Below are 22,881 nucleotides of genomic sequence, written 5' to 3'. Positions count from 1 at the left end.
GGTGCTAGCGTGGCGACCATGCCGAGCTACAAGATCGCGCAGGCCGCCCGGCTGCTGGGCGTCAGCGACGACACCGTGCGGCGATGGGCGGATGCGGGCATCCTCCCCGTCACCGACGCCACGCCGGCCGAGATCCCGGGCGACGCGCTCGCGGCGCGCGCCGCCGAGATGGCCGCCGAGCAGGCCGACCCGACCGACGTGCTCTCGAGCGCGCGGAACCGGTTCGTCGGGCTCGTGACGCGCGTGCAGGTCGACGGCGTGATGGCGCAGGTCGACATCCAGTCGGGGCCGCACCGCGTCGTCTCGCTGCTGTCGGCCGAGGCGGTCTCCGAGCTCGGACTCGAGGTCGGCGGACTCGCCGTCGCCGTCGTGAAGGCCACGAACGTCATCGTCGAGACGCCGAAGCGGTGACATGCGCCGAGCCGTCCTGATCGCCGCCGCGACCGTGGTCGCCGCACTCGCGCTGAGCGGGTGCGCGGGCGCCTCGTCGGCGGCCTCCGCGGCCGATCCGGCCGACGCCGAGGTGACCGTGTACGCCGCCGCTTCGCTGGGGGCGGCGTTCGACGAGCTCGCCGCCGCCTTCGAGCGCCTCCACCCGGGGATCGATGTGCGCCCCATCGTCTACGACGGATCCAGCACGCTGGCCACGCAGCTGATCGAGGGCGCTCCGGCCGACGTGTTCGCGTCGGCGGACGAGGCGAACATGCAGGCGGTGGCGGACGCGGGCCTGGCGACCGACCCGCGCGTGTTCGCGACCAACACGCTCGTCATCGCGGTGCCGGCAGGCGATCCCCGGGGCATCGCAGGCCTCGAGGATCTGGCCGATCCCGGCGCCGCCGTCGTCCTGTGCGCCGCCGCGGTGCCGTGCGGTGCGGCATCCGCCGTCCTCCTCGCGAACGCGGGCGTCGACGTGACCCCGGCGAGCGAGGAGCAGAACGTCACGGCCGTCCTCACCAAGGTCGCCGCCGCCGAAGCCGACGCGGGTCTCGTGTACGCGACCGACATCGCCCGCGCGGACGGCGTCGAGGCGGTCGAGGCCGAGGGCGCGACCGACGTCGTCAACCGGTATCCGATCGTCGCCCTCGCCGGCGCCGCCCACCCCGCGGCCGCCGGCGCGTTCGTGGACTTCGTCCTCGGCGCCGAGGGGCAGCGGGTGCTGGCCGAGCAGGGCTTCGGGGCGCCGTGAGCACGCGCGAACCGGTCGCCGTCGGCGCGCGCGGCTTCGTCCCGCGCGTGCTGGCCGTCCCCGCCGTCCTCGGGCTCGCGCTGCTGATCGTGCCGCTCGCGGCGCTCGTCGCGCGCGTCGAGTGGTCGACGCTGTGGCAGGACGTCACCTCGCCCGAGGCGCTGTCGGCGCTCGGTCTGTCGCTGTCGACCGGCCTCGTCGCCACCGCGGTGTGCGTCGTGCTCGGCGTGCCGCTCGCGCTCGCCATCGCGCGCATGAACCCGCGCGGCGCCGCCGTGCTGCGGGCGCTCGTGACGGTTCCGCTCGTGCTGCCGCCGATGGTCGGCGGCGTCGCGCTGCTGTTCCTGTTCGGCCGCAACGGGTGGGCGGGCCAGCTGCTGGCCGACGCCGGCATCCGCCTGCCGTTCACGACGACGGCGGTCGTGATCGCGCAGGCGTTCGTCGCGCTGCCGTTCCTCGTGCTCGCCGTCGAGGGGTCGCTGCGGGCGACCGGCGTCGGCTACGAGCAGACCGCGGCCGCGCTCGGCGCCGGACGCTGGACGATCCTGCGCCGCGTGACGCTGCCGCTGGCCGGCCCCGGGCTGGTCGCGGGCATCGTGCTGTGCTTCGCGCGCGCCGTGGGCGAGTTCGGGGCGACGGCGCTGTTCGCCGGCAACGCGCCGGGCGTCACGCGCACGATGCCCCTCGCGATCTACACGGCGTTCAACGGCGCCGGGGTGTCGCAGGGCACCGCGGTCGCGCTCTCGCTGCTGCTGCTGGTGACGACGATCGCCGTCCTGGTGCTGGTGCGGGCCTGGCGGGCGGAGACACCGCGATGACGGCGTCGGCCCTCGACGCGCACGTCGTGCTCGCCCGCGGCGGGTTCGCGCTGGACGCCCGGATCGCGGTCCCCGCCGGGGAGACGCTCGCGGTGATGGGGCCGAGCGGCGCGGGCAAGTCGACGCTGCTCGCGGTGCTCGCGGGGCTCGTCGCACCGCGCGACGGCCACGTGCGGGTGGGGGAGCGGATGCTGGACTCCGCCCGGCCGCGCGTGCGCACGCCCCCGTCACGGCGCGGGGTCGTGCTGCTGGGTCAGGACGCCCAGCTGTTCCCGCACATGACGGTGCGCGAGAACATCGTCTTCGGACCACGCGCGCACGGCGTGCCGCGCGAGCGTGCCGAGCGCGACGCCGATGACTGGCTGTACCGCGTCGGGCTGGCCGGGCTCGGGTCCCGGCGCCCCGCCCAGCTCTCGGGCGGCCAGCAGCAGCGCGTCGCGCTCGCCCGCGCGCTCGCGACCGAACCCGCCGTGCTGCTGCTGGACGAGCCGCTCACCTCGCTCGACATCGACACGGCGGCCGACATCCGGGCCCTGCTCGCCGCCCAGCTGGCCGCGACCCGCACGACCGCCGTGGTCGCGACGCACGACGCGGTCGACGCCGTCGCGCTGGCCGCGCACCTCGCGGTGCTCGAGCACGGACGCGTGACGCAGTCCGGCCCGGTGCGCGCTGTGCTGGCCGAACCAGCGACGCCGTTCGCCGCGGCCGTCGCGGGCATGAACCGCGTCGAGGGCGTCGTGCGCGGCGGGAGCCTCGAGACCCGGCGCGTGGGGATCCCGGTGACCGAGGCGGCGGCATCCGGCCTCGACGGCCGCGCCGCGGCGGCGGTGTTCCGGCCCTCGGCGGTGACCGTCGACGCTGTCGCGGCCGATTCGTGGACCGCCGCGCTGCGGCTGGGAACCGAGCCGGGTGAATGGCTCGCGCGTGTGTCGCGGCTCGAGCCGACGCCCGCCGGCGTGCGCGTGCGCACCGGCGAGCCGGACGTGGCGGCCGACCTCCCCGCCGATGCCGCCGCCGCCCTGCGGCTCGCACCGGGAACGCCGGTGCGGCTGCGCGTCGACCCGGCCGCCGTGCGGCTGGTGCCGGGGCCCGAAGCCGCCGCCTCGGAGGAACACGACTGACGGTCCTGCGCGGCGCTCCCGACCCCGCGGTCACGAACGGCGGGGATCCGAAGCGACCCGCCGTCGACGGTGTCAGCGGCTCGGCGTGTCCGCCGGGATCCCCGCCGCTCGTGACGGGGATCCCCGCCGTTCGCGACGACCGGCGGGTCGTAGACTCGGCCGGTGCCCCGCATCCGACCCTTCCGCCCGGGCGACGAGCCCGCGCTCGCCGACATCTGCCTCAAGACGGCGGATGCCGGCGCCGACGCGACCGGGATCTTCGCCGACGACGACCTGTGGGGCGAGGTGTTCGTGCTGCCGTACGTCGCGCGGCACCCGGAGTTCGCCTTCGTCGTCGAGACCGACGACGGCCGGGTCGCGGGATACGTCGTGGGCGCCCCCGACACGCGCGCGTTCGAGGACTGGTTCGCCGGCTCCTGGTGGCCGCGCTTCGCGGACCGCTGGCCGAGGCCCGAGGTCGAGCGGACCCGTCAGGACGGCACGCTGATCTACGCCTACGGGCGCCGCGGCGGCGCCGAGCCGTACGGCGACGCGCATCCCGCGCACCTGCACATCGACCTGCTGCCCGAGGTGCAGGGCCAGGGCTGGGGCAGGCGCCTCATCGACACGCTCGCCGCCGCGCTGCGCGAGGCCGGCGTGACGGGCCTGCACCTGGTCGCCGACGCGCGCAACGAGGCCGCGATCGCCTTCTACGAGCGGATCGGGTTCACGCGCGTGCGGTCCCACGACGGCGTGCAGGCGCTCGCCATGCGCCTCTAGGAACGGCTGCGCCCGCGGGCGCCGCCCGGCACCGCCCCATCCGCCGCGTCGCCTGCCGGCTCGTCCCGCATGAGCTCGGCGATCCGCTCGCCGACGAGCACCGCCGACGCGAAGGGCCCTCGCGACGGCACGCGCGGCAGGATCGACGTGTCGGCGACCCGGAGGCCCGCGATTCCGTGCACGCGCCCGTGCCCGTCGACGACGGCGCCCATCGGCGCCGTGCCGCACATGTGGATCGCGGTGCCGAGGTGCCCCCGCATCCAGGCGTCGAGGCGGTCGTCGTCGTCCAGGACATCGTCGTCGAGCTCGGTGAGGTGGTCGAAGAGCCCGGCGAACGCCCGCGACCGCAGCAGCGCGACGGCGGTGCGGATGCCGACCCGCATGCGCGCCAGGTCTCCCGGGTCCTCGAGATAGCGGTAGTCGATCCGGGGCGGATGCAGCGGATCGGCCGAGGCCAGCGTGATCGTCCCGCGGCCTGCGGGCAGCTGCAGCCCCACGATCAGCTGCAGGTCGTGGAAGTGGTGGATCTGCTCGGCCATCCGTCGCACGGACGCGCCCAGCAGCGAGCGCAGGGTGCGGATCGGATGCCGCAGGCCGTGGCCGATCCCGGCCGCGAGGCCGTGGGTGGACCCGGTCAGCAGGTAGCCGAGGGGCTTGACCGACAACAGGACCTCGAGGTCGCCGTCGGCGGCGTCGCCGGCGCCCGAGTCGAGGTTGAGCGCCGTGGGGAAGGCGAACGCCTCGCGGGGGTCGAACACCGCCCGCTTCGCCTGCCAGCCCACGGCGATGTCGGGATGGTCGCTGAACGCCGCCCCGACGGGGAGGTCGGCGACGACGTCGACGCCGAACGCCTCGAGCTGCGCTCGCGGGCCGATGCCGCTGCTGAGCAGCAGGTGCGCCGAGCCGATGGCGCCGGCCGACAGCACGACCTCGTCGGCGCGGATGACGCCGTCGGCGGTCTCGACGCCGATCGCGCGACCGCCCTCGATGAGCACGCGCGTGACGCGCGTCCCGCCGCGGATGTCGATGCGCGCGCGGGCGTCGTCGTCGAGGTAGGTCAGCGCCGTGCTCATGCGGCATCCGTCGACGATGTTCGCCGGTACGGGGCCGACGCCGGGGGCGTCGGAGTCGTTCTTGTCGGGTTCGCGGGCGAACCCGAGTTCGACCGCCGCCGCCGTGAACGCGCGTGCGGCGCGGCCGGTCTGCGGCGGCCGGCTGATGGGCATCGGGCCCGAGGCGCCGTGCGCGGCGGCATCCGGGTGGTCGGCATCCGCCTCCATCGCCCGCATCGCCGGGAGCAGGGCGTCGTACGACCACTCCGGCCCCGCCTGCGCCGCCCACGCCGCGCAGTCGACGGGACGCGGTCGCACGAAGTAGGCGCCGTTGAGGGCGCTCGAGCCGCCGAGGATGCGCCCGCGCGCGATCATGTACGGAAGGTCGGGCGTGAGGTTGCCGGGGTAGGCCCAGTTGGCCGCGTGTCCGGGCATCGCGCCCTGCACCGTGGACGCGTCGAGCAGCTCCGGCGGGGTCGGCCCGTCGGCCTCGCCGGCCTCGAGGAGGATGACCTCGCGGTCCGGGTCCTCGCTCAGGCGGACGGCGAGCGGGATGCCGGAGCCGCCGGCGCCGACGATGAGAGTTCGGGTCACACTCGATCCTCTCCGCCGGTCGCCGCGACGGTCGCGCCGGTTCCCACCCAGGAGAAGGCGGCGTCGAGAAGCCGCAGCAGATCCCCGTCGTCGTCCGCGAGCCATTGCTCGTACGCGGCGATGCACACGCCCAGGCACGCCCATGCCAGCGCCTGCGGCTCCAGCGCCTCGGCGGGGCGCTCCATGCGCTCGGCGGCGAAGTCGGCCACGACCTGCCGCCACGCGGTGAAGCGCAGGGTCGAGTGGGCCAGCAGCGCCGGCACCGTCAGCAGCAGCCGCATCCGCTCGCGATGGAGATCCCGCTCCTCGGCGGGGAACTCGTTGAACGTGAGGACGGCCTGCCGTAGCGCGTCGGTCAGCGGCAGGTCGGACGGCATCGACGCCAGGTGCTCCCGCATCGAGGTCAGCATGCCGTCGAAGTCGCCCCACGGCAGGTCGTTCTTCGAGGGGTAGTAGCGGAAGAGCGTCCGCCGCGACACACCGGCGGCATCGGCGACGTCGTCCATGGTGGTGTCGTCGAAGCCGTGCGAGACGAACAGCTCGAGCGCGACGTGGCTGAGATGACCGTGCGTCGTCGCGCGCGCACGACCGGGCATGCGTCCCGGCGCGGCGTCATCGCCCATGCCGAACCTCCTCGTCTTCCATGACACCGAAGGAGTGCTTCCATTCAGGCACTGAGTGTCACTATTATCCCGACAAGCGCGATGAGCGCCAACGATGCCGATCACGCAAAGGAGCATGAGATGACCCCGGAAGAGAACACCGTGGACACCGACGCCGTCGCCGAGGACGCCCTCGTCGAAGAGGTGTCGATCGACGGCATGTGCGGCGTGTACTGATCGTGCTGGATGCCGATGCCGCGTGGCGGCTGCATCCGCAGGTGTCGGTCCGTCCCGAGCCGTTCGGCGCGCTGCTGTATCACTTCGGCACGCGGAAGCTGTCGTTCCTGAAGGACCGCACGCTGCTGGCGGTCGTGGAGGGCCTCGCGGATGCCCCGTCCGCGCGGGTGGCGATGGAGAAGGCCGGGGTGCCTGCGGCATCCCGTGACATGTACGTGTCGGCGCTGTCGACGCTGGCGGATTCGAAGATGCTTCAGGAGCGTGCAGCATGACCATGGAGCTGATCGCAGAGCACCAGGCCCCGGTGAAGCCGGGGCGGCTCGTGGACCACTTCGAGTCGGGGCTGGATGCGCCGATCTGTCTGACGTGGGAGCTGACGTACGCGTGCAACCTGTCGTGCGTGCACTGCCTGTCCTCGTCGGGTCGACGGGACCCGCGGGAGCTGTCGACCGAGGAGTGCAAGGCCGTCATCGACGAGCTCGAGCGGATGCAGGTGTTCTACGTGAACATCGGCGGCGGCGAGCCGACGGTGCGGTCGGACTTCTGGGAGCTGCTGGACTACGCCACCGCGCACCACGTGGGGGTGAAGTTCTCCACGAACGGGGTGAAGATCACGCCGGAGCGGGCCGCGCAGCTCGCGGCGAACGACTACGTGGACGTGCAGATCTCGCTCGACGGAGCGACCGCCGAGGTCAACGACGCGATCCGCGGCGGCCGCTCGTACGACACCGCGATCCGTGCGATGGCGAACCTGCGCGACGCCGGCATGAAGAACTTCAAGCTGTCGGTGGTGTGCACCCGCACCAACATCGGGCAGCTGGACGACTTCAAGGCGCTCGCGGACGAGTACGGTGCGCAGCTGCGGCTGACGCGCCTGCGCCCGTCGGGCCGCGGCGCGGACGTGTGGGACGAACTGCACCCGCTGCCCGAGCAGCAGCGGGAGCTGTACGACTGGCTCGTCGCGCACGGCGACCAGGTCCTCACCGGCGACTCGTTCTTCCACCTGTCCGCGTACGGGCAGGCCCTGCCGGGGCTGAACCTGTGCGGCGCGGGACGGGTGGTGTGCCTCATCGACCCGGTCGGGGACGTGTACGCGTGCCCGTTCGCGATCCACGACGAGTTCCTCGCCGGGAACGTCCGCGACACCGGCGGGTTCGCGTCGGTGTGGCGCGAGTCCGACCTGTTCACGAAGCTGCGGCAGCCGCAGTCCGGCGGCGCGTGCTCGTCGTGTCAGTTCTACGACACGTGCAAGGGCGGATGCATGGCCGCGAAGTTCTTCACGGGACTGCCGCTGGACGGACCCGACCCCGAGTGCGTCCAGGGCTACGGCGAGCAGATGCTCAAGGACAAGGACAAGCTCACGCCGCCCAAGCCCATGGGTGACCACTCCCACCGCACCAGCCCTCCCGTCCGATCCGGCATGGGCCCGGTCAAGGTCACCATCTCCCGCAAGAAGCAGGTGTCCCAGCAGCCCGTGCACGCCTGCGCGGAAGACCCGCTCACGGGGTTCACGCCGCCCGCGGGCTGACGTGGGGCACGACGCGCCCGGGGCGCTCGGCGGACGCACCTGGCCGTCCGCCGGGCGCCCCGTGCTGCTCGTGCCGGTCGGCTCGATCGAACAGCACGGTCCGCACCTGCCGCTGGACACCGACACCGCGATCGCCGTCGCCGTCGCGCACGATCTCGCGGGGCGCATGAGGGAGGACGGCGGCGACGCCGTCGTGACGCCGCCGATCGCGATCGGCGCGAGCGGTGAGCACCAGTCCTTCCCGGGGACGCTGTCGATCGGCAGCGAGGCGCTGTCGGCCGTGCTGCTGGAGCTGTGCCGGTCGGCGACGCAGTGGCTCGACCGCATCGTGTTCGTCAACGGTCACGGCGGCAACGTCGAGGCGCTGTCGGCGGCGGTGCCGCGGGCGCGCTCCGAGGCGCGGGATGCCGCGTGGGTGCCGTGTGCGCCGGTGGGCGAGGTGCCGGCCGGCGACGCGCATGCGGGCTTCGTCGAGACCGCGATCATGCTGCACCTGGATCCGCGTCGCGTGCGGGTGGACAGAATCGAGCCGGGGGCGACGGCGCCGCTGGCGGAGCTGATGCCGGCGATGCGGGCGGGCGGTGTCGCGGCGGTGTCGCCGAACGGCATCCTCGGCGACCCGACCGGTGCGACAGCCGAGGCGGGCGAGCGTCTGTTCTCCGGCATGTGCGAGCGGGCGTGGGCGCTCGTCCGCGAGGGTCGCGTGGGGTCAGGCGGCCGGCTGGTCGCCGTCGCGGCGGGCTGATCCGCGAGCGGAGTCGCCGCGCCGGGGTGCGCGCTCCGCGCGCGACGTGCGGATGATCGCCGGCAGGAGCGCGCCGAGGCTCCGCCCGCGCCACGCGCTCGTCCACACGCCCGCGCCGTAGGCGAGATCGTCCAGCCGCCGTGCGACCGCGAAGCGCAGGGGGTCCAGGCGCGGACGGAGCCGCACGTACTCCACGGCGGCGTCGACCACCGCGGCGACCGCCAGGAGGCGCCGCGCGCGCGGGAACACGACCGCCGCCGCGGCGGCCGCCGGCCACCAGTGACGCACGAGCAGGGCCATGCCCTGCCCGCCCGCCGCGACCAGGCTCGTGCCGGTCAGCTCGGTCGCCAGACGCCACGGATGCTCGACGTTGCGCAGTCGCCGCGCCACCTGGATGAGCGCGCCCGCGGTCACGGCGATCGCCGCAGCCGTCGCCCACCGGCGCTGGAGCGCGACGAGGGCGAGGACGGCGGCTCCCCACGGCGGGAGCACGGCGGGGGCGATGTCCTTCGGGTGACGTGTGGCGAGGGGATGCGCTCCGGTGCCGTAGAAGAATTTGCGCGCGAGCCACGCGCGCGCGGTCTCACGCGGCTCGTGTCGGACGACGGCGGACGGCTCGAAGCGCACGCGGCGGCCCGCGTCGACCAGGCGCCACACGAGGTCGACGTCTTCGCCGACGCGCATCGCGTCGTCGAAGCCGGCTCCGAGGTCGGATACGCGCCCCACGAGGCACGTGCTCGACACCCACGTCACGGGGCTGCGCGGGCGCACGAGCGCCGCGTCGGCGCCGAGGTCGAGGGATGAGCGCGCATCCTCGTATCGCGCGACCCAGGAGGGGTTCTCGACGCGCGTCGAAAGCACGCGCGGCGCCGCCAGAGCCAGGCGGGGGTCGGCGAAGTGCCGCAGCAGGAGTCCGATCGCGTCGGGTTCGACCGTCACGTCCGAGTCGAGGAACGCGACGAAGGGCGTCTCCACGCGCGCGAGACCCGCGTTGCGCGCCGCCGCCGGACCCTGGTTGACGTCGAGTCGCAGCAGCTCCGCTCCCGCGCGGCGGACCACGAAGGCGATCTCGGCGGCGCGATCCGATCCATCGTCGACGACGATGACCCGTGCGAGCCCTCCCGGCAGGCTCGCGAGCAGGCGCGACAGCGGCTGCGCACGCTCCTTGACGGGGATCACGGCGGTGACCTGGTCCAGCGCGATCTCGGGGAGGGTGTGCGCGACGGGGTTGCCCAGGCCCGTCTCGAGCAGATGCTCCGCGAGGCGTCGCGTGGTGGCGTCCGCCACCGTCAGGTCGCGCCCGCGGAACGCGCCGGCGCCGCGCCCCGACAGCCGCGCGACGCGCGTGGGCGAGCCGCCGACGAGCACGCGGCCGCCCTCGAGCACCCGCGTGCGGCGGGCCAGCCGCACCGTGAAGCCGAGCGGCAGCGCGGCGGCGGGCGTCGAGGCGTCGGTCACGCCAGCCCGGCGCCCATCTCCAGCGACTCGAGCGAGTCGGGCACGGCCGGCGCGGGCGCCCCGAACTCCCGCGTGAAGTCCTGCGGGATCCACAGGTCGTCGCGCGACAGCTCGTGCACCGAGGAGTGGCCGAGCCCGAGGACGGCGGAGTCGAGGCCGCCGCGGAGGATGTCGAGCACGTTCTCGACGCCGGTCTGGCCGTTCGCGGCGAGGCCCCACAGGTAGGCGCGGCCGATGAGCACGGCGCGCGCACCCAGCGCGAGCGCCTTGGCGACGTCGCCGCCGCGCCGGATGCCGCCGTCGAGCAGCACCTCGATCTCGTCGCCGACGGCGTCGGCGATCGCCGGGAGCATGCGGATGGCCGCCGGCGTCGAGTCGAGGTTGTTGCCGCCGTGGTTGGACACCGAGATGGCCGTGACGCCGGCGTCGACCGCGCGGCGCGCGTCGTCGAGCCGCGAGACGCCCTTGAGCAGGAACGGGCCGCCCCACTGCTCGCGCAGCCACGCGATGTCCTCCCACGTCGGAAGGGCCGTTCCCATCCACTCGCCGTAGGCGCCGAAGAACGTCGGTGCCTGCTCGCCGGGAGCGGCGAGGTTCGGCGTCGAGAGGTCGGGCACGCGTCCGGTCTTGGCGAACTCCCACAGCCATCCGGGACGACGCAGCGCCTGCGGGGCGAAGCGCATCGCGGCGCCGAGCGTGAGCTTCTCCGGGATCCAGGGGCTGCCCCAGTCGCGGCCGTTCGAGAACGTCCAGTCCAGCGTCGCGATGATGCCCTTCGCACCGGCGGCGCGCGCCCGCTCCAGGCGCTGGAGCATCGTCTCGCGCGATCCCATCCAGTACACCTGGTAGAACGTCGGGGCTCCGGTGGCGGTGACCTCTTCGATCGGCTTGCTCGCGAAGGAGCTCAGGCTCATGATCGTGCCGCGAGCCGCCGCGGCACGGGCGACCGCGACCTCGCCCTCGGGGTGGACGGCCTGCACGCCGGTGGGGGAGATGATCACCGGGAGCGACACGTCGACCCCCATGACGCTCGTCGACAGATCGCGGGTGCCCGACATCCCGGCCACGTGCGGGGCCCACCCGAGCTGCGCGAACGCCGCCAGGTTGTCCTCGTAGGTGACCCCGCGCTCGGAGCCGGCCAGCAGAGCGCCGTACACGCTCGCGGGCAGTCTCTTCTTCGCGCGTCGCTGCGCCTCCGCCACCGTCTCGAACCAGTCGCTGCTCACCGGGATCGACCTCCTCGTCGCCTCAGTTCCTCGTCTTCGACGACGGTAGTGGCACCCGGTGCCACAGGCAATGCGGTCTTTCGCCCGGCGGCAGGATCAGGCGCCCGGCGGCAGGATCAGGCGGCCGACGGCGGACGCCCCGCGGCCGACGGCGCGCCCAGACCCCGCGAGATCGCGCGGGCCGTGGCCGACAGGGCCGGGAGCACCGCGTGAGGCGAGACGCCCGGGGCCTTGATCGTGACGCCGACAGCGGCGATGAGCCGATCGCGGGGGCCGCGCACCGGCACGGCGACCGCACTTGCCTCTGTGGTGATCGAGTCCTTCACGAACGCCACGCCGGTGCGCCGCACCTCGGCGAGCATGCGGCGCAGCTCCTCGGGGTCGGTCACGGTGCTGGGCGTGAAGCGCTGCAGGGGGCTGGCGAGGACCTCTTCGCGGAACTCGCTCGGCGCGAAGGCCAGCAGGATCAGGCCCGTGCCGGTGGCGTGGAGGGGCCAGCGTCCGCCCAGGCGGCTGAGCACGCGCGCGCCGTTGCGGGCGCGCAGCGACTCGACGTAGACGACGTCGTGGCCGTCGCGGACGGCCAGGTGCACGTTCGCGTCGGTCGCGGCCTGGAGGTCGCCGAGGAACGGCAGCGCGACGTCGCGCAGGCGCATGCCCTGCGGCTCGAGCGAGCCGAGCTCGAGGATGCGCATCCCGATCGCGTAGCGGCCGTCCGTGGAGCGCTCGAGCGCTCCCCAGTCCCGCAGCTCGCCGACGAGGCGGTGCGTCGTGCTCAGGCTCAGGCCGACACGGCGGCTGATCTCGCTGAGCGTGAGCATCAGGTGATCCTGATCGAACGCCTCCAGCACGGCCAGAACGCGCTGCGCGGCGGTCATTCTCTCGGTGGTGGGCATCTCGCTGATGGTCATCGTCGACCAGCCTCCTGGGGGATGGGTACCGGACCCCTATGTCCGTAGGCAAACCATACTCTTTCTTCCGCCTCCCGAAAGGGGTGAGTTCTGCGAATTCCCTGCGGATCGCGGAATCCCGCGGTTCTGCGGCTTCCGCCACGCGGAAGCCGCAGACGTTTTCCATCCGGTGGAATGAGGATGTCCGCGTACCGACCCCGACGCCTAGCATCGACCCACCGGCCTCCACGAATTCGTGGGGCGCGAGGAGGGACACACGCGCATGAGCATCGATCAGGACCAGCTCCAGGGACTCCGTCAGAGCCTCGAGGCCGACGACTACCACCTGACGGTCGATGTCGACGGCGAGGCGGCCGTCGCGACGATCGTCGCCGGCCCCGACGCGTGCGCCGAGTGCCTGGTCCCCAAGAAGCTCATGAAGATGATGCTCGCTCCCATGATCGGCGTCGACGCCGAGCGCATCGAGCTGAGCTACCCGGTCGACGTCCACAGCGGCGAAGAGGCTCCGGCCTGATCGGCATCCGCTGACCTGAACGTCCCGCCCCTCGCCGCGCACCTCGCGGGCGGGGGGCGTCGCCGTCGCCGGGCGGCCGATGTCCTCGCGCTCTGTCGCTGCGTGCCGCGTCCAGCCTCACGGACGGGCGCACAAGGGCGCGCCGCACAGTGTCCCCAGAGACTGTGCGGCGCGCCCGGATGCGAGGCCCCGCCGGCGATCAGGTCGCCGGGACGGATGCCGGTGCGTGCGGCGGCGCCAGCCGGTGATCCTCGTCGTAGACGGGGGAGGAGAGCAGGAACGGGATCGCCCGGGCGCGCTCCTCGTTCACCGGCTCGTCGGGGAAGGCATCCTCGATCGTGCGGTGACGATCGACCACGCCGGCCTTGAACTCGGCGTGCGTGAGGATGAACATGTCGCCTCGGCGGACGCCCTGCAGCACGCGTTCGCCCGCCTCCTCGGCCGACTGATACGGCTGCGACTTCGCGAACTCGGCGAAGCTCGGGTCCGGCGGTGCGTATCCCGACTCGCCGTACTTCTCGGGGCGCGCGGCCACGGCGGTGGCGATGTTGCTGTGCACGGGCCCCGGGCAGTACGCCGACACCGCGATGCCCTCATCGAGCAGCTCGATGTGGAGCGCCTCCGACAGCGCGACCACGGCCGCCTTCGTCATCGAGTACAGGCCCGCCACGATCGGCATGAGCGCCGCCATGGACGACGTGTTGACGATGTGTCCGCCCTCGCCATGACTGCGGATCTTGGGCAGGAAAGCCTGGATGCCGTTGCCGACGCCCTTGATGTTGACGTCGATGACCCAGTCCCAGTCCTCGGGCACGGCGTCGGCGACGGGACCGGTGAGGCCGATGCCGGCATTGTTGACGAGCACGTCGATGCGCCCGAACCGCTGCTCGATGTCGTCGGCCGCCGCCCGCATCGCGGCGAGGTCGGTGACATCGACCCGCATCGGGTGCACGTCCAGCCCGAGCCCGGCGAAGACCTCCGCGGTCTCGTCGAGGTGCTCCTGGCGGCGCCCGGTGACGACGACCTTCATGCCCGCGCGTGCGAAGGCGAGCGCGATGCCGCGGCCGATGCCGCTGGATCCGCCGGTGACGACGGCGACCTTACCGATCACGTCCTGCATTGGTGTGCTCTCCTTCGTGCTCCGATTCAGACGTCTGCGACTGCAGCCCGAACAGCCGGACCGCGTTCTCCTTGAGGATGAGGGGCCGCACCTCGTCCTTGATGTCCAGCTGCTCGAAGTCGCGCATCCACCGGTCGGGCGTGATCACGGGGAAGTCCGATCCGAACAGCATCTTGTGCTTGAGGATCGTGTTCGCGTACTGCACGAGCTGCGGCGGGAAGTACTTCGGGGACCACCCCGACAGGTCGATGTAGACGCGCGGCTTGTGGGTCGCCACCGACAGCGCCTCGTCCTGCCAGGGGAAGGACGGGTGGGCGATGATGATGTCCATGCCGGGGAAGTCCGCCGCGACGTCGTCGAGGTGAAGCGGGTTGGCGTACTTCAGGCGGACGCCGCCGCCGCCGGGCTGCCCCGCGCCGACCCCGGTCTGGCCGGAGTGGAACAGCGCGATCAGCTCGTGCTCCTCGATGAGCTCGTAGAGCGGGTACGCCTCGCGGTCGTTGGGGTAGAACGCCTGGACGCTCGGGTGGAACTTGAACCCGCGTACGCCGTACTCCAGGATGAGGCTCCGCGCGAGGTCGATGCCCGCGCGGCCGCGCCGCGGGTCGATGCTCGCGAACGGGATCAGCACGTCGCTGTGCTCGGCGGCCAGCTGAGCGATCTCGAAGTTCGACGGTTCGGGCTCGACACCCGTCTGCGAGATGCTGTCGACGGTGAAGACCACCGCCGCCATCCGGCGCTCGCGGTAGTAGTCGGCCAGCTCCGGGACGGTGTACGTGGGCATCGTCCCGACGCCGAAGTACTCGCCCATGGCCTCGTTGCCCAGGTGCTGCTGGTCGACCCGGTCGACGGAGCGATGCGCGTGGGTGTGCACGTCGATGGCGACCAGCCGGTCGGGATCGATGCGCGAGAGGCGGGCCGCGCTCACGACGCCGGCGCTTCCGTGTAGGCGGCGGCCGTGCGGGCTCGGACGTCGTCCGGTGTCACGCCCGGTGCGCACTCGGTCAGGACGAGCCCCCCGTCCACCACGTGGAAGACGGCGAGGTCGGTGTACACGCGCGTGACGACGCCGGTGCCGGTGAGCGGGAAGGTGCACTCCGTCACGAGCTTGGACCGACCGGCGCGGTCGACGTGCTCCATGCACACCCACACCTGCTTGGTGCCCGCGACGAGATCCATCGCGCCGCCGACGGCGGGGTTGCGGCCCGGGACGTACCAGTTGGCGAGGTCGCCGTGCTCCGAGACCTGCAGGGCCCCGAGGATCGTGACGTCGAGGTGGCCGCCGCGGATGATCGCGAACGACGTCGCCGAGTCGACGATGGCGGCGCCTTCGATGAGGCTCGCGGGGCGCTTGCCGGCATCCGTCAGATCGGGGTCCTCGTTGCCCTCGCCCGGGTGCGGGCCCATGCCGAGGACACCGTTCTCGGACTGCAGGAACACCTCGCGGTCCTCGGGGATGTACAGCGGCACCGACAGCGGGATGCCGACGCCGAGGTTCACGGTGTACCCGTCCTGAAGGTCGGCGGCGACGCGCGCGGCGATCTCCTCGCGCGTGCGGCCCGCGACGATCGGGCGGGATGTGTCTGCAACGGTCATGCGGCGCCCTCCTTGGCGATGCTCTCCGCGGTGGCCGGGATCGGCTCCGCGGTCATGCCGATGTGGTCGATGAACACGCCCGGGAGGTGGATGTCGTCGGCGCCGAGCCGCCCGACCTCGACGAGCTCCTCCACCTCGGCGAACGTGATGCGCCCGCACATCGCGGCGGGCGGGTTGAAGTTGCGCGCCGACAGGTGGAACCGCAGGTTGCCCTTGCGATCGCCCTGCTGCGCCTTGACCAGCGCGACGTCGGCGACGATGCCGTGCTCGAGCACGTGCGGACGCCCGCCGAACTCGCGCACCTCCTTGGCCGGGACGCGGTCCGAGACCTGGCCGTCCGCGTACGACAGCGGGAACGTGCCGTCCGAGAGCATCGTGCCCGCGCTCGAGGGCGTGTAGAAGGCGGCGATGCCCGAGCCGCCGGCGCGCATGCGCTCGGCGAGCGTGCCCTGCGGGATCAGCTCCAGCTCGACCTTGCCGGCGAAGTAGCGGTCGTAGAACTCCTGGAGGATGGGGAACGATCCCGTGAAGCGTCGCACGCGTCCCTCCATGACCAGGCGCCCGATGCCGGTGAAGTCGTCTCCGACGTTGTTGACGATGACGTGGAGGTCGCGGAGGTCGAGGTCGCACAGGGCGTTCAGCAGGGCGTCGGGCCGTCCCGAGCTGCCGAAGCCGCCGACGGCGATCGACGCGCCGGACTGCACGACGCTCAGGGCCTGGGTCAGGTCGGCGCAGTACTTGTCGATCACGGTGCATCCTTCGTGTTGCTGGCGAGATTGCTGCGGTCAGTCAACAGCGCCCCCGCGTGTCGGCGAACCCGGTTTTCCACGATGTGGAAGGGATGCCGGGGGCGATCGGGCGGCTTCGTCGGGGGTGCCTCCGGCTCCGCCACATTTCCTTCCGCAAGGCGGGAGACTCCTGGTCGGCGCGGGCCGCCGACGCGCACCGTGGAGGAACGTTCGCGAAGCAGCGATCGGCCCGCGGCGCCCCCGGCGTTCTGCGCGACCGGTGCTTCGCACCACCACGCACCACGGGAAGAGAAGGTCGCATGAGCATGACCACAGACGCGGTGACGGGCCGCGAGCCGGAAGCGGACGACTCCGACACCACGCGCATCACCACCAAGGCGGTCGTGTGCCGTGCGCCCGGACAGCCGTGGGAGGTCACCGAACTCGAACTGGACGAGCCCCGCGCGAACGAGGTGCGCGTCCGCATGATCGCCGCCGGGCTCTGCCACTCCGACGACCACATCCAGAAGGGCGACGCCCCGATGCGGATGCCGGTGGTCGGCGGCCACGAGGGCGCCGGCATCGTCGACGCGGTGGGCCCCGGCGTCACGCGCGTGAAGGAAGGCGACCACGTCGTCCTCTCCTTCATCCCCGCGTGCGGCGAGTGCCGCTACTGCTCCACCGGGCGCCAGAACCTCTGCGACGCCGGCAAGAACGCCTCGACCGGCGAATTCCCCGACGGCAGCTTCCGCTTCCACCAGGGCGCCGTCGAGTTCGGCGGCCTGTGCGTGCTCGGCACCTTCTCGGAGTACTCGGTCGTGTCGGAGTTCTCCTGCATCCCGATCCCCGACGACATCCCGTTCGAGGTCGCCGCGCTCGTCGGCTGCGGCGTCCCCACGGGCTGGGGATCGGCGGTGCACGCCGCGGGCGTGCGCGCCGGCCAGACGGTCGTCGTCTTCGGCGCCGGCGGCGTCGGCACCAACGCCGTGCAGGGCGCCGCCTACGCGGGAGCGCAGCGCGTCGTCGTGGTCGACCCGGTCGAGTTCAAGCGCGAGAAGGCGATGGAGTTCGGCGCGACGCACACCTTCGCGACCGCCGAGGAGGCGGCGGAGTTCGTCGTCGACGCCACGTGGGGCGAGCTCGCCGACCACGCCATCATCACGGTGGGCGTGCTGCACGACAAGGTCATCCACGACGCGATCAACATCGTCGGCAAGACCGGGCAGGTCACCGTCACCGCGGTCGGCAACGGCTGGATCGACGAGAACCCCGGCATGCTCATCGGCTTCCAGCGCCGCATCCAGGGCGCCATCTACGGCATGTGCAACCCGCTGTTCGATGTTCCGCGCCTGCTGAGCCTGTACAAGACGGGCCACCTCAAGCTCGACGAGCTGATCACCAACTACTACACGCTCGACCAGATCAACGAGGGCTATCAGGACATGCTCGACGGAAAGAACATCCGCGGCGTGGTCAAGATCGCCTCCGAGTGACCCGGACCGACAGCAGAGGACACCGAGAATGACCATCATCTCCGACCACCCCGCATCCCTCGACAGCGACCTCGTCGTCGACGGCGCGCAGCTCATCGGCGGCGAGTGGGTGCCCGCCGCATCCGGCGAGACCATCGACGTCATCAACCCCGCCAACCGGGCGCTGCTCGCACGCATCCCGCGCGGCACCGCCGAGGACGTCGAGCTCGCCGTCCAGGCCGCCGAGGCGGCGCTGCCGGCCTGGCGCGACATGAACGCGACCGCACGCGGACGGCTGCTGTTCCGCTGGGCGGACCTCATCGAGCAGAACGCCGAAGCGATCGACGAGATCGAGCGGCAGGAGGTCGGCCGCCCGAGCTGGGGCCCGCTGGGCACGCCCGGCCAGCTGCGGTTCATCGCCGGTCAGGCCGACAAGGTGCAGGGCGTGTCGCTGCCCACCTACTCGCCCGACCAGCTCGGCTTCACGCTGCGCGAGCCGTACGGCGTCGTCGGCGGCATCATCCCCTGGAACGCCCCCGGGCCGATGTTCGTCACCGAGGTCGGCGCCGCGATCGCCGCCGGCAACACGATGGTCATGAAGCCCGCCGAGGACGCACCGCTGACGCCGCTGGCGCTGGCCAAGCTCGCCCTCGAGGCGGGCATCCCCGCCGGCGTCATCAACGTCGTCACCGGGTACGGACACGAGGCCGGCGCCGCCGTCCCCGCCCATCCCCGCATCCGCCGCATGGGCTTCACGGGGTCGCCGCAGACCGGCGCCCTCGTGATGGAGGCGTGCGCGAAGAACCTCACCCCTCTGCACCTCGAGCTCGGCGGCAAGTCGCCCCAGGTCGTCTTCCCCGACGCCGATCTGGACCTCGCCGTCCCCGCGATGACGGCGGGCATCACGATGAACACCGGCCAGATCTGCGCGGCGGGCTCGCGCGTCGTCGTGCTGCGCAGCATCCACGACGAGCTCGTCGACCGCCTCGCGGCGCAGATGGAGAAGATCACCTACGGGCCGTGGCACCAGCCGGTGAACATGGGGCCGCTCATCAACCAGAAGCAGCACGAGCGCGTCCTCGGCTACATCGACATCGGCCGCGAGGCCGGCGCCGAGGTGGTCACCGGCGGCGCCGCCCCGACCGGCGGCGACTTCGGCAACGGCTTCTTCGTGCAGCCGACGCTGTTCGACAAGGTCGATCCGAGCATGCGGATCGCCCGCGAGGAGATCTTCGGCCCCGTCCTGTCGGTGATCGCCGTCGACGACGAGCAGGAGGCGATCGAGGTCGCCAACGGCACCGAGTACGGCCTGGTCGCGTCGGTGTGGACGCGTGATCTCGGCACCGCGGTGCGCATGAGCCGCAGCCTCGAGGCCGGTCAGGTCGGCGTCAACTCCCCGCTCGGCGCCGGCGTCATCGGCGGCCCGTTCGGCGGCTACAAGAACAGCGGCTTCGGCCGCACCATGGGCGCCGACTCGGTGCTCGACTGGACCCAGGTCAAGACCGTCTCGATGCGATGACGCTGCAGAAGGAAGCCCACGACATGCTGACACAGGACACCGCCGACCGGCAGAGCACGACCGAAGGCACGCAGATCACCACGCGTGCGGCGATCTCGCGCGGCCCGCACCAGGACTGGGAGATCACCGAGCTCCAGCTGGACGCGCCGAAGGAGCACGAGGTGCGGATCAAGTTCGCCGCCTCGGGTCTCTGCCACTCCGACCACCACATCACCGAGGGCGACGCGCCCGTGCGCTTCCCGATGGTGGGCGGCCACGAGGGCGCCGGCATCGTCGAGTCGGTCGGCCCGAACGTCCGCCGCGTCAAGCCGGGCGACCGCGTGGTCTGTTCGTACATCCCCGCGTGCGGATCGTGCCGCCCCTGTTCGACCGGTCACCAGAACATGTGCGTCAAGGGCCTCAACGCCGGCACGGGCATGTTCCTCGACGGCACCTACCGCTTCCACAAGGACGGCGAGGACTTCGGCGGGTTCTGCTCGCTGGGCACGTTCTCGCAGTACGCGGTCGTGTCCGAGTGGGCGGTCGTCCCGCTCTACGACGAGATCCCGTTCGAGGTCGCCTCGCTCATCGGCTGCGGCGTGCCCACCGGCTGGGGGTCGTCGGTGTACGCCGCCGGCGTCCGCGCCGGCGACACCGTCGTCATCTTCGGCGCCGGCGGTGTCGGCAGCAACGCCGTGCAGGGCGCGCGCTACGCCGGTGCGAAGAACGTCGTCGTCGTCGACCCGGTCGATTTCAAGCGTGAGAACGCGAAGACCTTCGGCGCCACGGCCGCGTTCGCGACCGCCGAGGAGGCCCACGAGTTCGTCGCGGCGGACACGTGGGGCCAGATGGCCGACCACGTCATCATGACTCCCAACGCCGTCACCGAGGAGATGGTCAACTCCGGCGTCATGATGACCGGCAAGGGGGGCAAGGTCACCATCACCGCGGTCGGCCACCTCACCGAGAAGGCCGTCCACGTCCACGCGGGGATGCTGATCGGCTTCCAGCGGCAGATCCGCGGTGCGCTGTTCGGCGACTGCAACCCGCTGTACGACATCCCGAAGCTGATGCGTCTGTACATGTCGGGCGATCTGAAGATCGACGAGCTCATCACCCGCCGGTACGCGCTCGACGAGGTCAACGACGCGTACCGCGACCTGGTCGAGGGCCGCAACATCCGCGGCGTCATCGTCCACGACAGCTGACGACGAGAGGAAGACATGCCCAACGCCATCCTCGATCCGACAGGGCGTGCGCAGGCGGAGTCGGCCGCGGCCGAGACCGTCTACGCGCAGCGTCCCGAGTCCCTCGCGGGGCTGCGCATCGGACTGCTCGACAACACCAAGCACAACGCGATGCTCTTCCTGCAGGAGCTCGGCCGCCTGCTGATCTCGGAGCACGGTGCTCGCGACGTCAGCATCGTCGAGACGAAGCAGAGCTTCTCGGTGCCGGTCGACGACGAGATCGTCGCGCGGTACCAGGGGCAGTGCGACGTCGTGCTCACCGGCGTCGGCGACTGCGGCTCGTGCAGCGCCGCGGCGGTGGCGGACGGCATCAACTTCGAGAAGGCGGGGATGCCGGCCGCGGTCGTGCTGACGGACGCCTTCACGACGACGGGCCGCATGATGGCCGGCGTCCAGGGTGCGCCCGACTACGAATGGATCACGACGGCGCACCCGATGGCGAGCCTCACCGAGGACGAGGTGCGCGAGCGCGCCGCCCAGGTGCTGCCCGAGATCGTCGGCGCCCTGGTCGAGCAGCGTGTGGCGGTGGCCGGATGAGCGCCGCGGGCACCGCCGTCGAACTCGACCCGGACGTCGCGCAGGCCGCGATCGAGCACTGCTACGAGCAGGGATGGTCGGACGGCCTGCCCCTGGTGCCGGCCACGCGGCCGCTCGTGGACCGGTTCCTCGCGACCACGAGCCGCGCCGCGGACGAGGTCATCGGGCACATGCCCCAGGTCGACCGCGAGGTGACGGTCGAGCTCGCCGCGATCAACGCCGCGATGGCCGGCTGCAAGCCCGAGTACTTCCCGGTCGTGCTGGCCGCGTGGGACGCGCTCATGCGCGAGCGCGCGGCGAAGGGCGGCGGGTGGCAGTCCACCAGCGGCCCGGCACCGCTCATCATCGTCAACGGGCCGATCCGCGAGGAGCTCGGCTTCAACAGCACCGGCGGCGTCTTCGGTCCGGGCTTCCGGCCGAACGCGACGGTGGCGCGCGCCATCGGGCTCATCGTCCGCAACGCCTTCGGCGTCGTCCCGCACGAGCTCGAGCAGGCGACGCAGGGCCTTCCCGGCCGATGGTCGATCTGCTTCGGCGAGAACGAGGAGGAGAGCCCGTGGGAGCCGCTGGCGGCGAGCCTCGGCACTCCCGGCAACGCCGTCACCACGACGCTCCTGCGCACGTGCGAGTACGTCGACAACCGGCACACCACCGACCCGGAGCAGCTGCTGGCGGACTTCGCCGACACGATCGGCCGGTCGGGCTCGTGGATCTTCAAGCACGCGGGCGCGGGGGTCATCCTGTGCCCGGAGCACGCCAACCTGCTCGCCGGCGCCGGCTACAGCCGCGAGGACGTGCAGAACTGGCTGGCCGAGCACTCCGGTCGCACCACCGACGCACTCGCGCGCGCGGGCAAGGACCTCGCCGAGGAGGGCGTGCGGCGTCCCGGCGACGGCGAGGGCTCGGACGTGTTCCAGAGGACCATCCCCGAGGGCGCCGAGCGCGGCGTCATCGTCGCGGTCGCGGGCGCGCGGACGGCCGGCATCTCGATGGTCGTGCGGTACTTCGCCGACTGGTCGGGCACCTCGGTCCCGATCGAGGGAGCCGGAGCGTGAGCCCGCTCACGCCGAACCCGGCGCTGGAGGACCCGCTCGCCGGCGTCGGCGAGGAGTGGATGGCCGGGCGCACCGCACTCGTCACGGGAGCGGGCCAGAACGGCGATCTTCCCGGCGTCGGCTACGCCATCGCGCGGCTGCTCGCCGCCCACGGCGCGCGCGTCGCGGTCCTGGACCGGTCGGCCGAGGCCGCCGACCGGACGGTCGCGCGCATCCGGGCCGCCGGCGGCGTGGCGATCCCGCTGGTGGCCGACGTCACAGACGACGTGGCGTGCGAGCGTGCGATCGCCGAGGTGATCGACCGCTTCGGCGCCCTCGACACGCTCGTCAACAACGTCGCCAGCGGCGACCGCGCGGGCATCTTCGAGGTCACGCCCGAGCGCTTCGAGGAGCTCATCGACATCAACCTGAAGTCCGCGTGGCACATCACGCGGCATGCCGTGCCCGTGCTGCCGCGCGGCAGCGCCATCGTCAACATCTCGTCGGTGGGCGTCCGCGCCCGCGGGCCGGGCATGCCCTACTGCGTCGCGAAGGCGGGGATCGAGAATTTCACCGAGGGCGCCGCCACGACGCTCGGACCCCAGGGCATCCGCGTCAACTGCGTCGAGGTAGGTGCGATCTGGGGCGCATTCGCCGCGGCGAACATGGACGAGAGCATGCGGGAACCGCGTCGCCAGTCCACGACGCTCAAGACCGAGGGCTCGGCGTGGGACATCGCCCACGCCACCCTGTTCCTGCTGAGCGACCGGGCCCGCTGGATCACCGGCCAGATCCTCGCCGTCGACGGCGGGCCGCCCAGCTACTTCCCGCCGGGACCGCCCATCACCTCGGTCCCCAAGAGCATTCCGGCCACGGTCTGACAGACCCGACGAAGAGA

At 72.4% G+C, this 22,881-nt stretch carries 25 protein-coding genes; 16 read left to right on the top strand and 9 right to left on the bottom strand.

The window, feature by feature from the left end:
- Positions 1-18 precede the first annotated feature (18 nt).
- The 5 genes from HD594_RS15885 (at position 19) to HD594_RS15865 (ending at position 3,884) form a co-directional block, all read left to right on the top strand.
- Positions 19-411, top strand: coding sequence for a TOBE domain-containing protein (locus HD594_RS15885; RefSeq protein ID WP_184751942.1), 393 nt, complete (start codon positions 19-21; stop codon positions 409-411).
- Position 412: 1 nt separating this feature from the next.
- Positions 413-1,186: a molybdate ABC transporter substrate-binding protein gene (gene modA / locus HD594_RS15880; RefSeq protein ID WP_184751939.1), complete on the top strand. Its 774-nt coding sequence runs from the start codon at positions 413-415 to the stop codon at positions 1,184-1,186.
- Positions 1,183-2,004, top strand: coding sequence for an ABC transporter permease (locus tag HD594_RS15875; protein ID WP_184751937.1), 822 nt, complete (start codon positions 1,183-1,185; stop codon positions 2,002-2,004). The genes modA and HD594_RS15875 overlap by 4 nt, the downstream gene beginning before the upstream one ends.
- On the top strand, positions 2,001-3,125 hold the full coding sequence (locus HD594_RS15870) for a sulfate/molybdate ABC transporter ATP-binding protein (RefSeq protein ID WP_184751935.1): 1,125 nt from the start codon (positions 2,001-2,003) through the stop codon (positions 3,123-3,125). The genes HD594_RS15875 and HD594_RS15870 overlap by 4 nt, the downstream gene beginning before the upstream one ends.
- Before the next feature lie 162 nt (positions 3,126-3,287).
- Entirely contained in the window at positions 3,288-3,884 is a 597-nt protein-coding gene (locus tag HD594_RS15865) for a GNAT family N-acetyltransferase (RefSeq protein WP_184751933.1), read from the top strand.
- Here HD594_RS15865 and HD594_RS15860 read toward each other — a convergent pair.
- Positions 3,881-5,530 carry a GMC family oxidoreductase gene (locus tag HD594_RS15860; protein ID WP_221446651.1) on the bottom strand — a complete coding sequence of 550 codons (1,650 nt, stop codon included), beginning with the start codon at positions 5,528-5,530 and terminating at the stop codon, positions 3,881-3,883. The genes HD594_RS15865 and HD594_RS15860 overlap by 4 nt on opposite strands.
- On the bottom strand, positions 5,527-6,153 hold the full coding sequence (gene mftR / locus HD594_RS15855; RefSeq protein ID WP_184751929.1) for a mycofactocin system transcriptional regulator: 627 nt from the start codon (positions 6,151-6,153) through the stop codon (positions 5,527-5,529). The genes HD594_RS15860 and mftR overlap by 4 nt, the downstream gene beginning before the upstream one ends.
- 120 nt (positions 6,154-6,273) lie before the next feature.
- Here mftR and mftA point away from each other — a divergent pair, with 120 nt between their 5' ends.
- The 4 genes from mftA to mftE are packed head-to-tail and all read left to right on the top strand — an operon-like array spanning position 6,274 to position 8,642.
- On the top strand, positions 6,274-6,369 hold the full coding sequence (mftA, locus tag HD594_RS15850; protein WP_184751927.1) for a mycofactocin precursor MftA: 96 nt from the start codon (positions 6,274-6,276) through the stop codon (positions 6,367-6,369).
- The gene (gene mftB, locus HD594_RS15845) at positions 6,354-6,641 is read left to right on the top strand and encodes a mycofactocin biosynthesis chaperone MftB (RefSeq protein ID WP_184751925.1); all 288 of its coding nucleotides are present in this window, start codon (positions 6,354-6,356) and stop codon (positions 6,639-6,641) included. Before mftA ends, mftB begins: the two co-directional genes overlap by 16 nt.
- Positions 6,638-7,897: a mycofactocin radical SAM maturase gene (mftC, locus tag HD594_RS15840; RefSeq protein ID WP_246414079.1), complete on the top strand. Its 1,260-nt coding sequence runs from the start codon at positions 6,638-6,640 to the stop codon at positions 7,895-7,897. Before mftB ends, mftC begins: the two co-directional genes overlap by 4 nt.
- A gap of 1 nt (position 7,898) precedes the next feature.
- On the top strand, positions 7,899-8,642 hold the full coding sequence (mftE, locus tag HD594_RS15835; protein WP_184751923.1) for a mycofactocin biosynthesis peptidyl-dipeptidase MftE: 744 nt from the start codon (positions 7,899-7,901) through the stop codon (positions 8,640-8,642).
- Here mftE and mftF read toward each other — a convergent pair.
- From mftF to HD594_RS15820, 3 genes are all read right to left on the bottom strand, one after another.
- Positions 8,607-10,100 (bottom strand): mycofactocin biosynthesis glycosyltransferase MftF, encoded by a 1,494-nt coding sequence (gene mftF / locus HD594_RS15830; RefSeq protein WP_221446650.1) that lies wholly within the window; start codon positions 10,098-10,100, stop codon positions 8,607-8,609. The genes mftE and mftF overlap by 36 nt on opposite strands.
- Positions 10,097-11,326, bottom strand: coding sequence for a pre-mycofactocin synthase MftD (mftD, locus tag HD594_RS15825; protein WP_184751921.1), 1,230 nt, complete (start codon positions 11,324-11,326; stop codon positions 10,097-10,099). Before mftD ends, mftF begins: the two co-directional genes overlap by 4 nt.
- 116 nt (positions 11,327-11,442) lie before the next feature.
- The gene (locus HD594_RS15820; protein ID WP_221446649.1) at positions 11,443-12,237 is read right to left on the bottom strand and encodes an IclR family transcriptional regulator; all 795 of its coding nucleotides are present in this window, start codon (positions 12,235-12,237) and stop codon (positions 11,443-11,445) included.
- Between the two features lie 262 nt (positions 12,238-12,499).
- Between HD594_RS15820 and HD594_RS15815 the strand changes: the two genes are divergently transcribed.
- Entirely contained in the window at positions 12,500-12,751 is a 252-nt protein-coding gene (locus HD594_RS15815) for a hypothetical protein (RefSeq protein WP_184751919.1), read from the top strand.
- A 199-nt stretch (positions 12,752-12,950) separates the two neighbouring features.
- On the opposite strand, the gene HD594_RS15810 is transcribed toward HD594_RS15815, so the two are convergent.
- The 4 genes from HD594_RS15810 to HD594_RS15795 are packed head-to-tail and all read right to left on the bottom strand — an operon-like array spanning position 12,951 to position 16,216.
- Positions 12,951-13,871 carry an SDR family oxidoreductase gene (locus HD594_RS15810; protein ID WP_184751917.1) on the bottom strand — a complete coding sequence of 307 codons (921 nt, stop codon included), beginning with the start codon at positions 13,869-13,871 and terminating at the stop codon, positions 12,951-12,953.
- Positions 13,852-14,799, bottom strand: a complete 948-nt coding sequence (locus HD594_RS15805) for an amidohydrolase family protein (RefSeq protein WP_271171135.1) — start codon at positions 14,797-14,799, stop codon at positions 13,852-13,854. Before HD594_RS15805 ends, HD594_RS15810 begins: the two co-directional genes overlap by 20 nt.
- Positions 14,796-15,467: a 3-oxoacid CoA-transferase subunit B gene (locus HD594_RS15800; RefSeq protein ID WP_184751915.1), complete on the bottom strand. Its 672-nt coding sequence runs from the start codon at positions 15,465-15,467 to the stop codon at positions 14,796-14,798. The genes HD594_RS15805 and HD594_RS15800 overlap by 4 nt, the downstream gene beginning before the upstream one ends.
- The gene (locus tag HD594_RS15795) at positions 15,464-16,216 is read right to left on the bottom strand and encodes a CoA transferase subunit A (RefSeq protein ID WP_184751913.1); all 753 of its coding nucleotides are present in this window, start codon (positions 16,214-16,216) and stop codon (positions 15,464-15,466) included. Before HD594_RS15795 ends, HD594_RS15800 begins: the two co-directional genes overlap by 4 nt.
- 299 nt (positions 16,217-16,515) lie before the next feature.
- Here HD594_RS15795 and HD594_RS15790 point away from each other — a divergent pair, with 299 nt between their 5' ends.
- From HD594_RS15790 to HD594_RS15765, 6 genes are read left to right on the top strand one after another with little or no spacing between them, the layout of a single operon-like run.
- Positions 16,516-17,688 (top strand): NDMA-dependent alcohol dehydrogenase, encoded by a 1,173-nt coding sequence (locus tag HD594_RS15790; RefSeq protein ID WP_221446648.1) that lies wholly within the window; start codon positions 16,516-16,518, stop codon positions 17,686-17,688.
- Between the two features lie 28 nt (positions 17,689-17,716).
- Complete coding sequence (locus HD594_RS15785) at positions 17,717-19,186, top strand: aldehyde dehydrogenase family protein (RefSeq protein ID WP_184751911.1); 1,470 nt, start codon at positions 17,717-17,719, stop codon at positions 19,184-19,186.
- On the top strand, positions 19,183-20,373 hold the full coding sequence (locus HD594_RS15780) for an NDMA-dependent alcohol dehydrogenase (RefSeq protein ID WP_221446647.1): 1,191 nt from the start codon (positions 19,183-19,185) through the stop codon (positions 20,371-20,373). The genes HD594_RS15785 and HD594_RS15780 overlap by 4 nt, the downstream gene beginning before the upstream one ends.
- A 15-nt stretch (positions 20,374-20,388) precedes the next feature.
- Entirely contained in the window at positions 20,389-20,949 is a 561-nt protein-coding gene (locus HD594_RS15775) for a UGSC family (seleno)protein (RefSeq protein ID WP_184751909.1), read from the top strand.
- Complete coding sequence (locus tag HD594_RS15770) at positions 20,946-22,004, top strand: hypothetical protein (protein WP_184751907.1); 1,059 nt, start codon at positions 20,946-20,948, stop codon at positions 22,002-22,004. The genes HD594_RS15775 and HD594_RS15770 overlap by 4 nt, the downstream gene beginning before the upstream one ends.
- Positions 22,001-22,864, top strand: coding sequence for an SDR family NAD(P)-dependent oxidoreductase (locus HD594_RS15765; RefSeq protein ID WP_221446646.1), 864 nt, complete (start codon positions 22,001-22,003; stop codon positions 22,862-22,864). The genes HD594_RS15770 and HD594_RS15765 overlap by 4 nt, the downstream gene beginning before the upstream one ends.
- Positions 22,865-22,881 lie beyond the last annotated feature (17 nt).

Origin of the sequence: Microbacterium thalassium (assembly GCF_014208045.1) — a bacterium.
Classification (GTDB): domain Bacteria; phylum Actinomycetota; class Actinomycetes; order Actinomycetales; family Microbacteriaceae; genus Microbacterium; species Microbacterium thalassium.
This window is presented reverse-complemented; position numbering and strand designations above follow the sequence as displayed.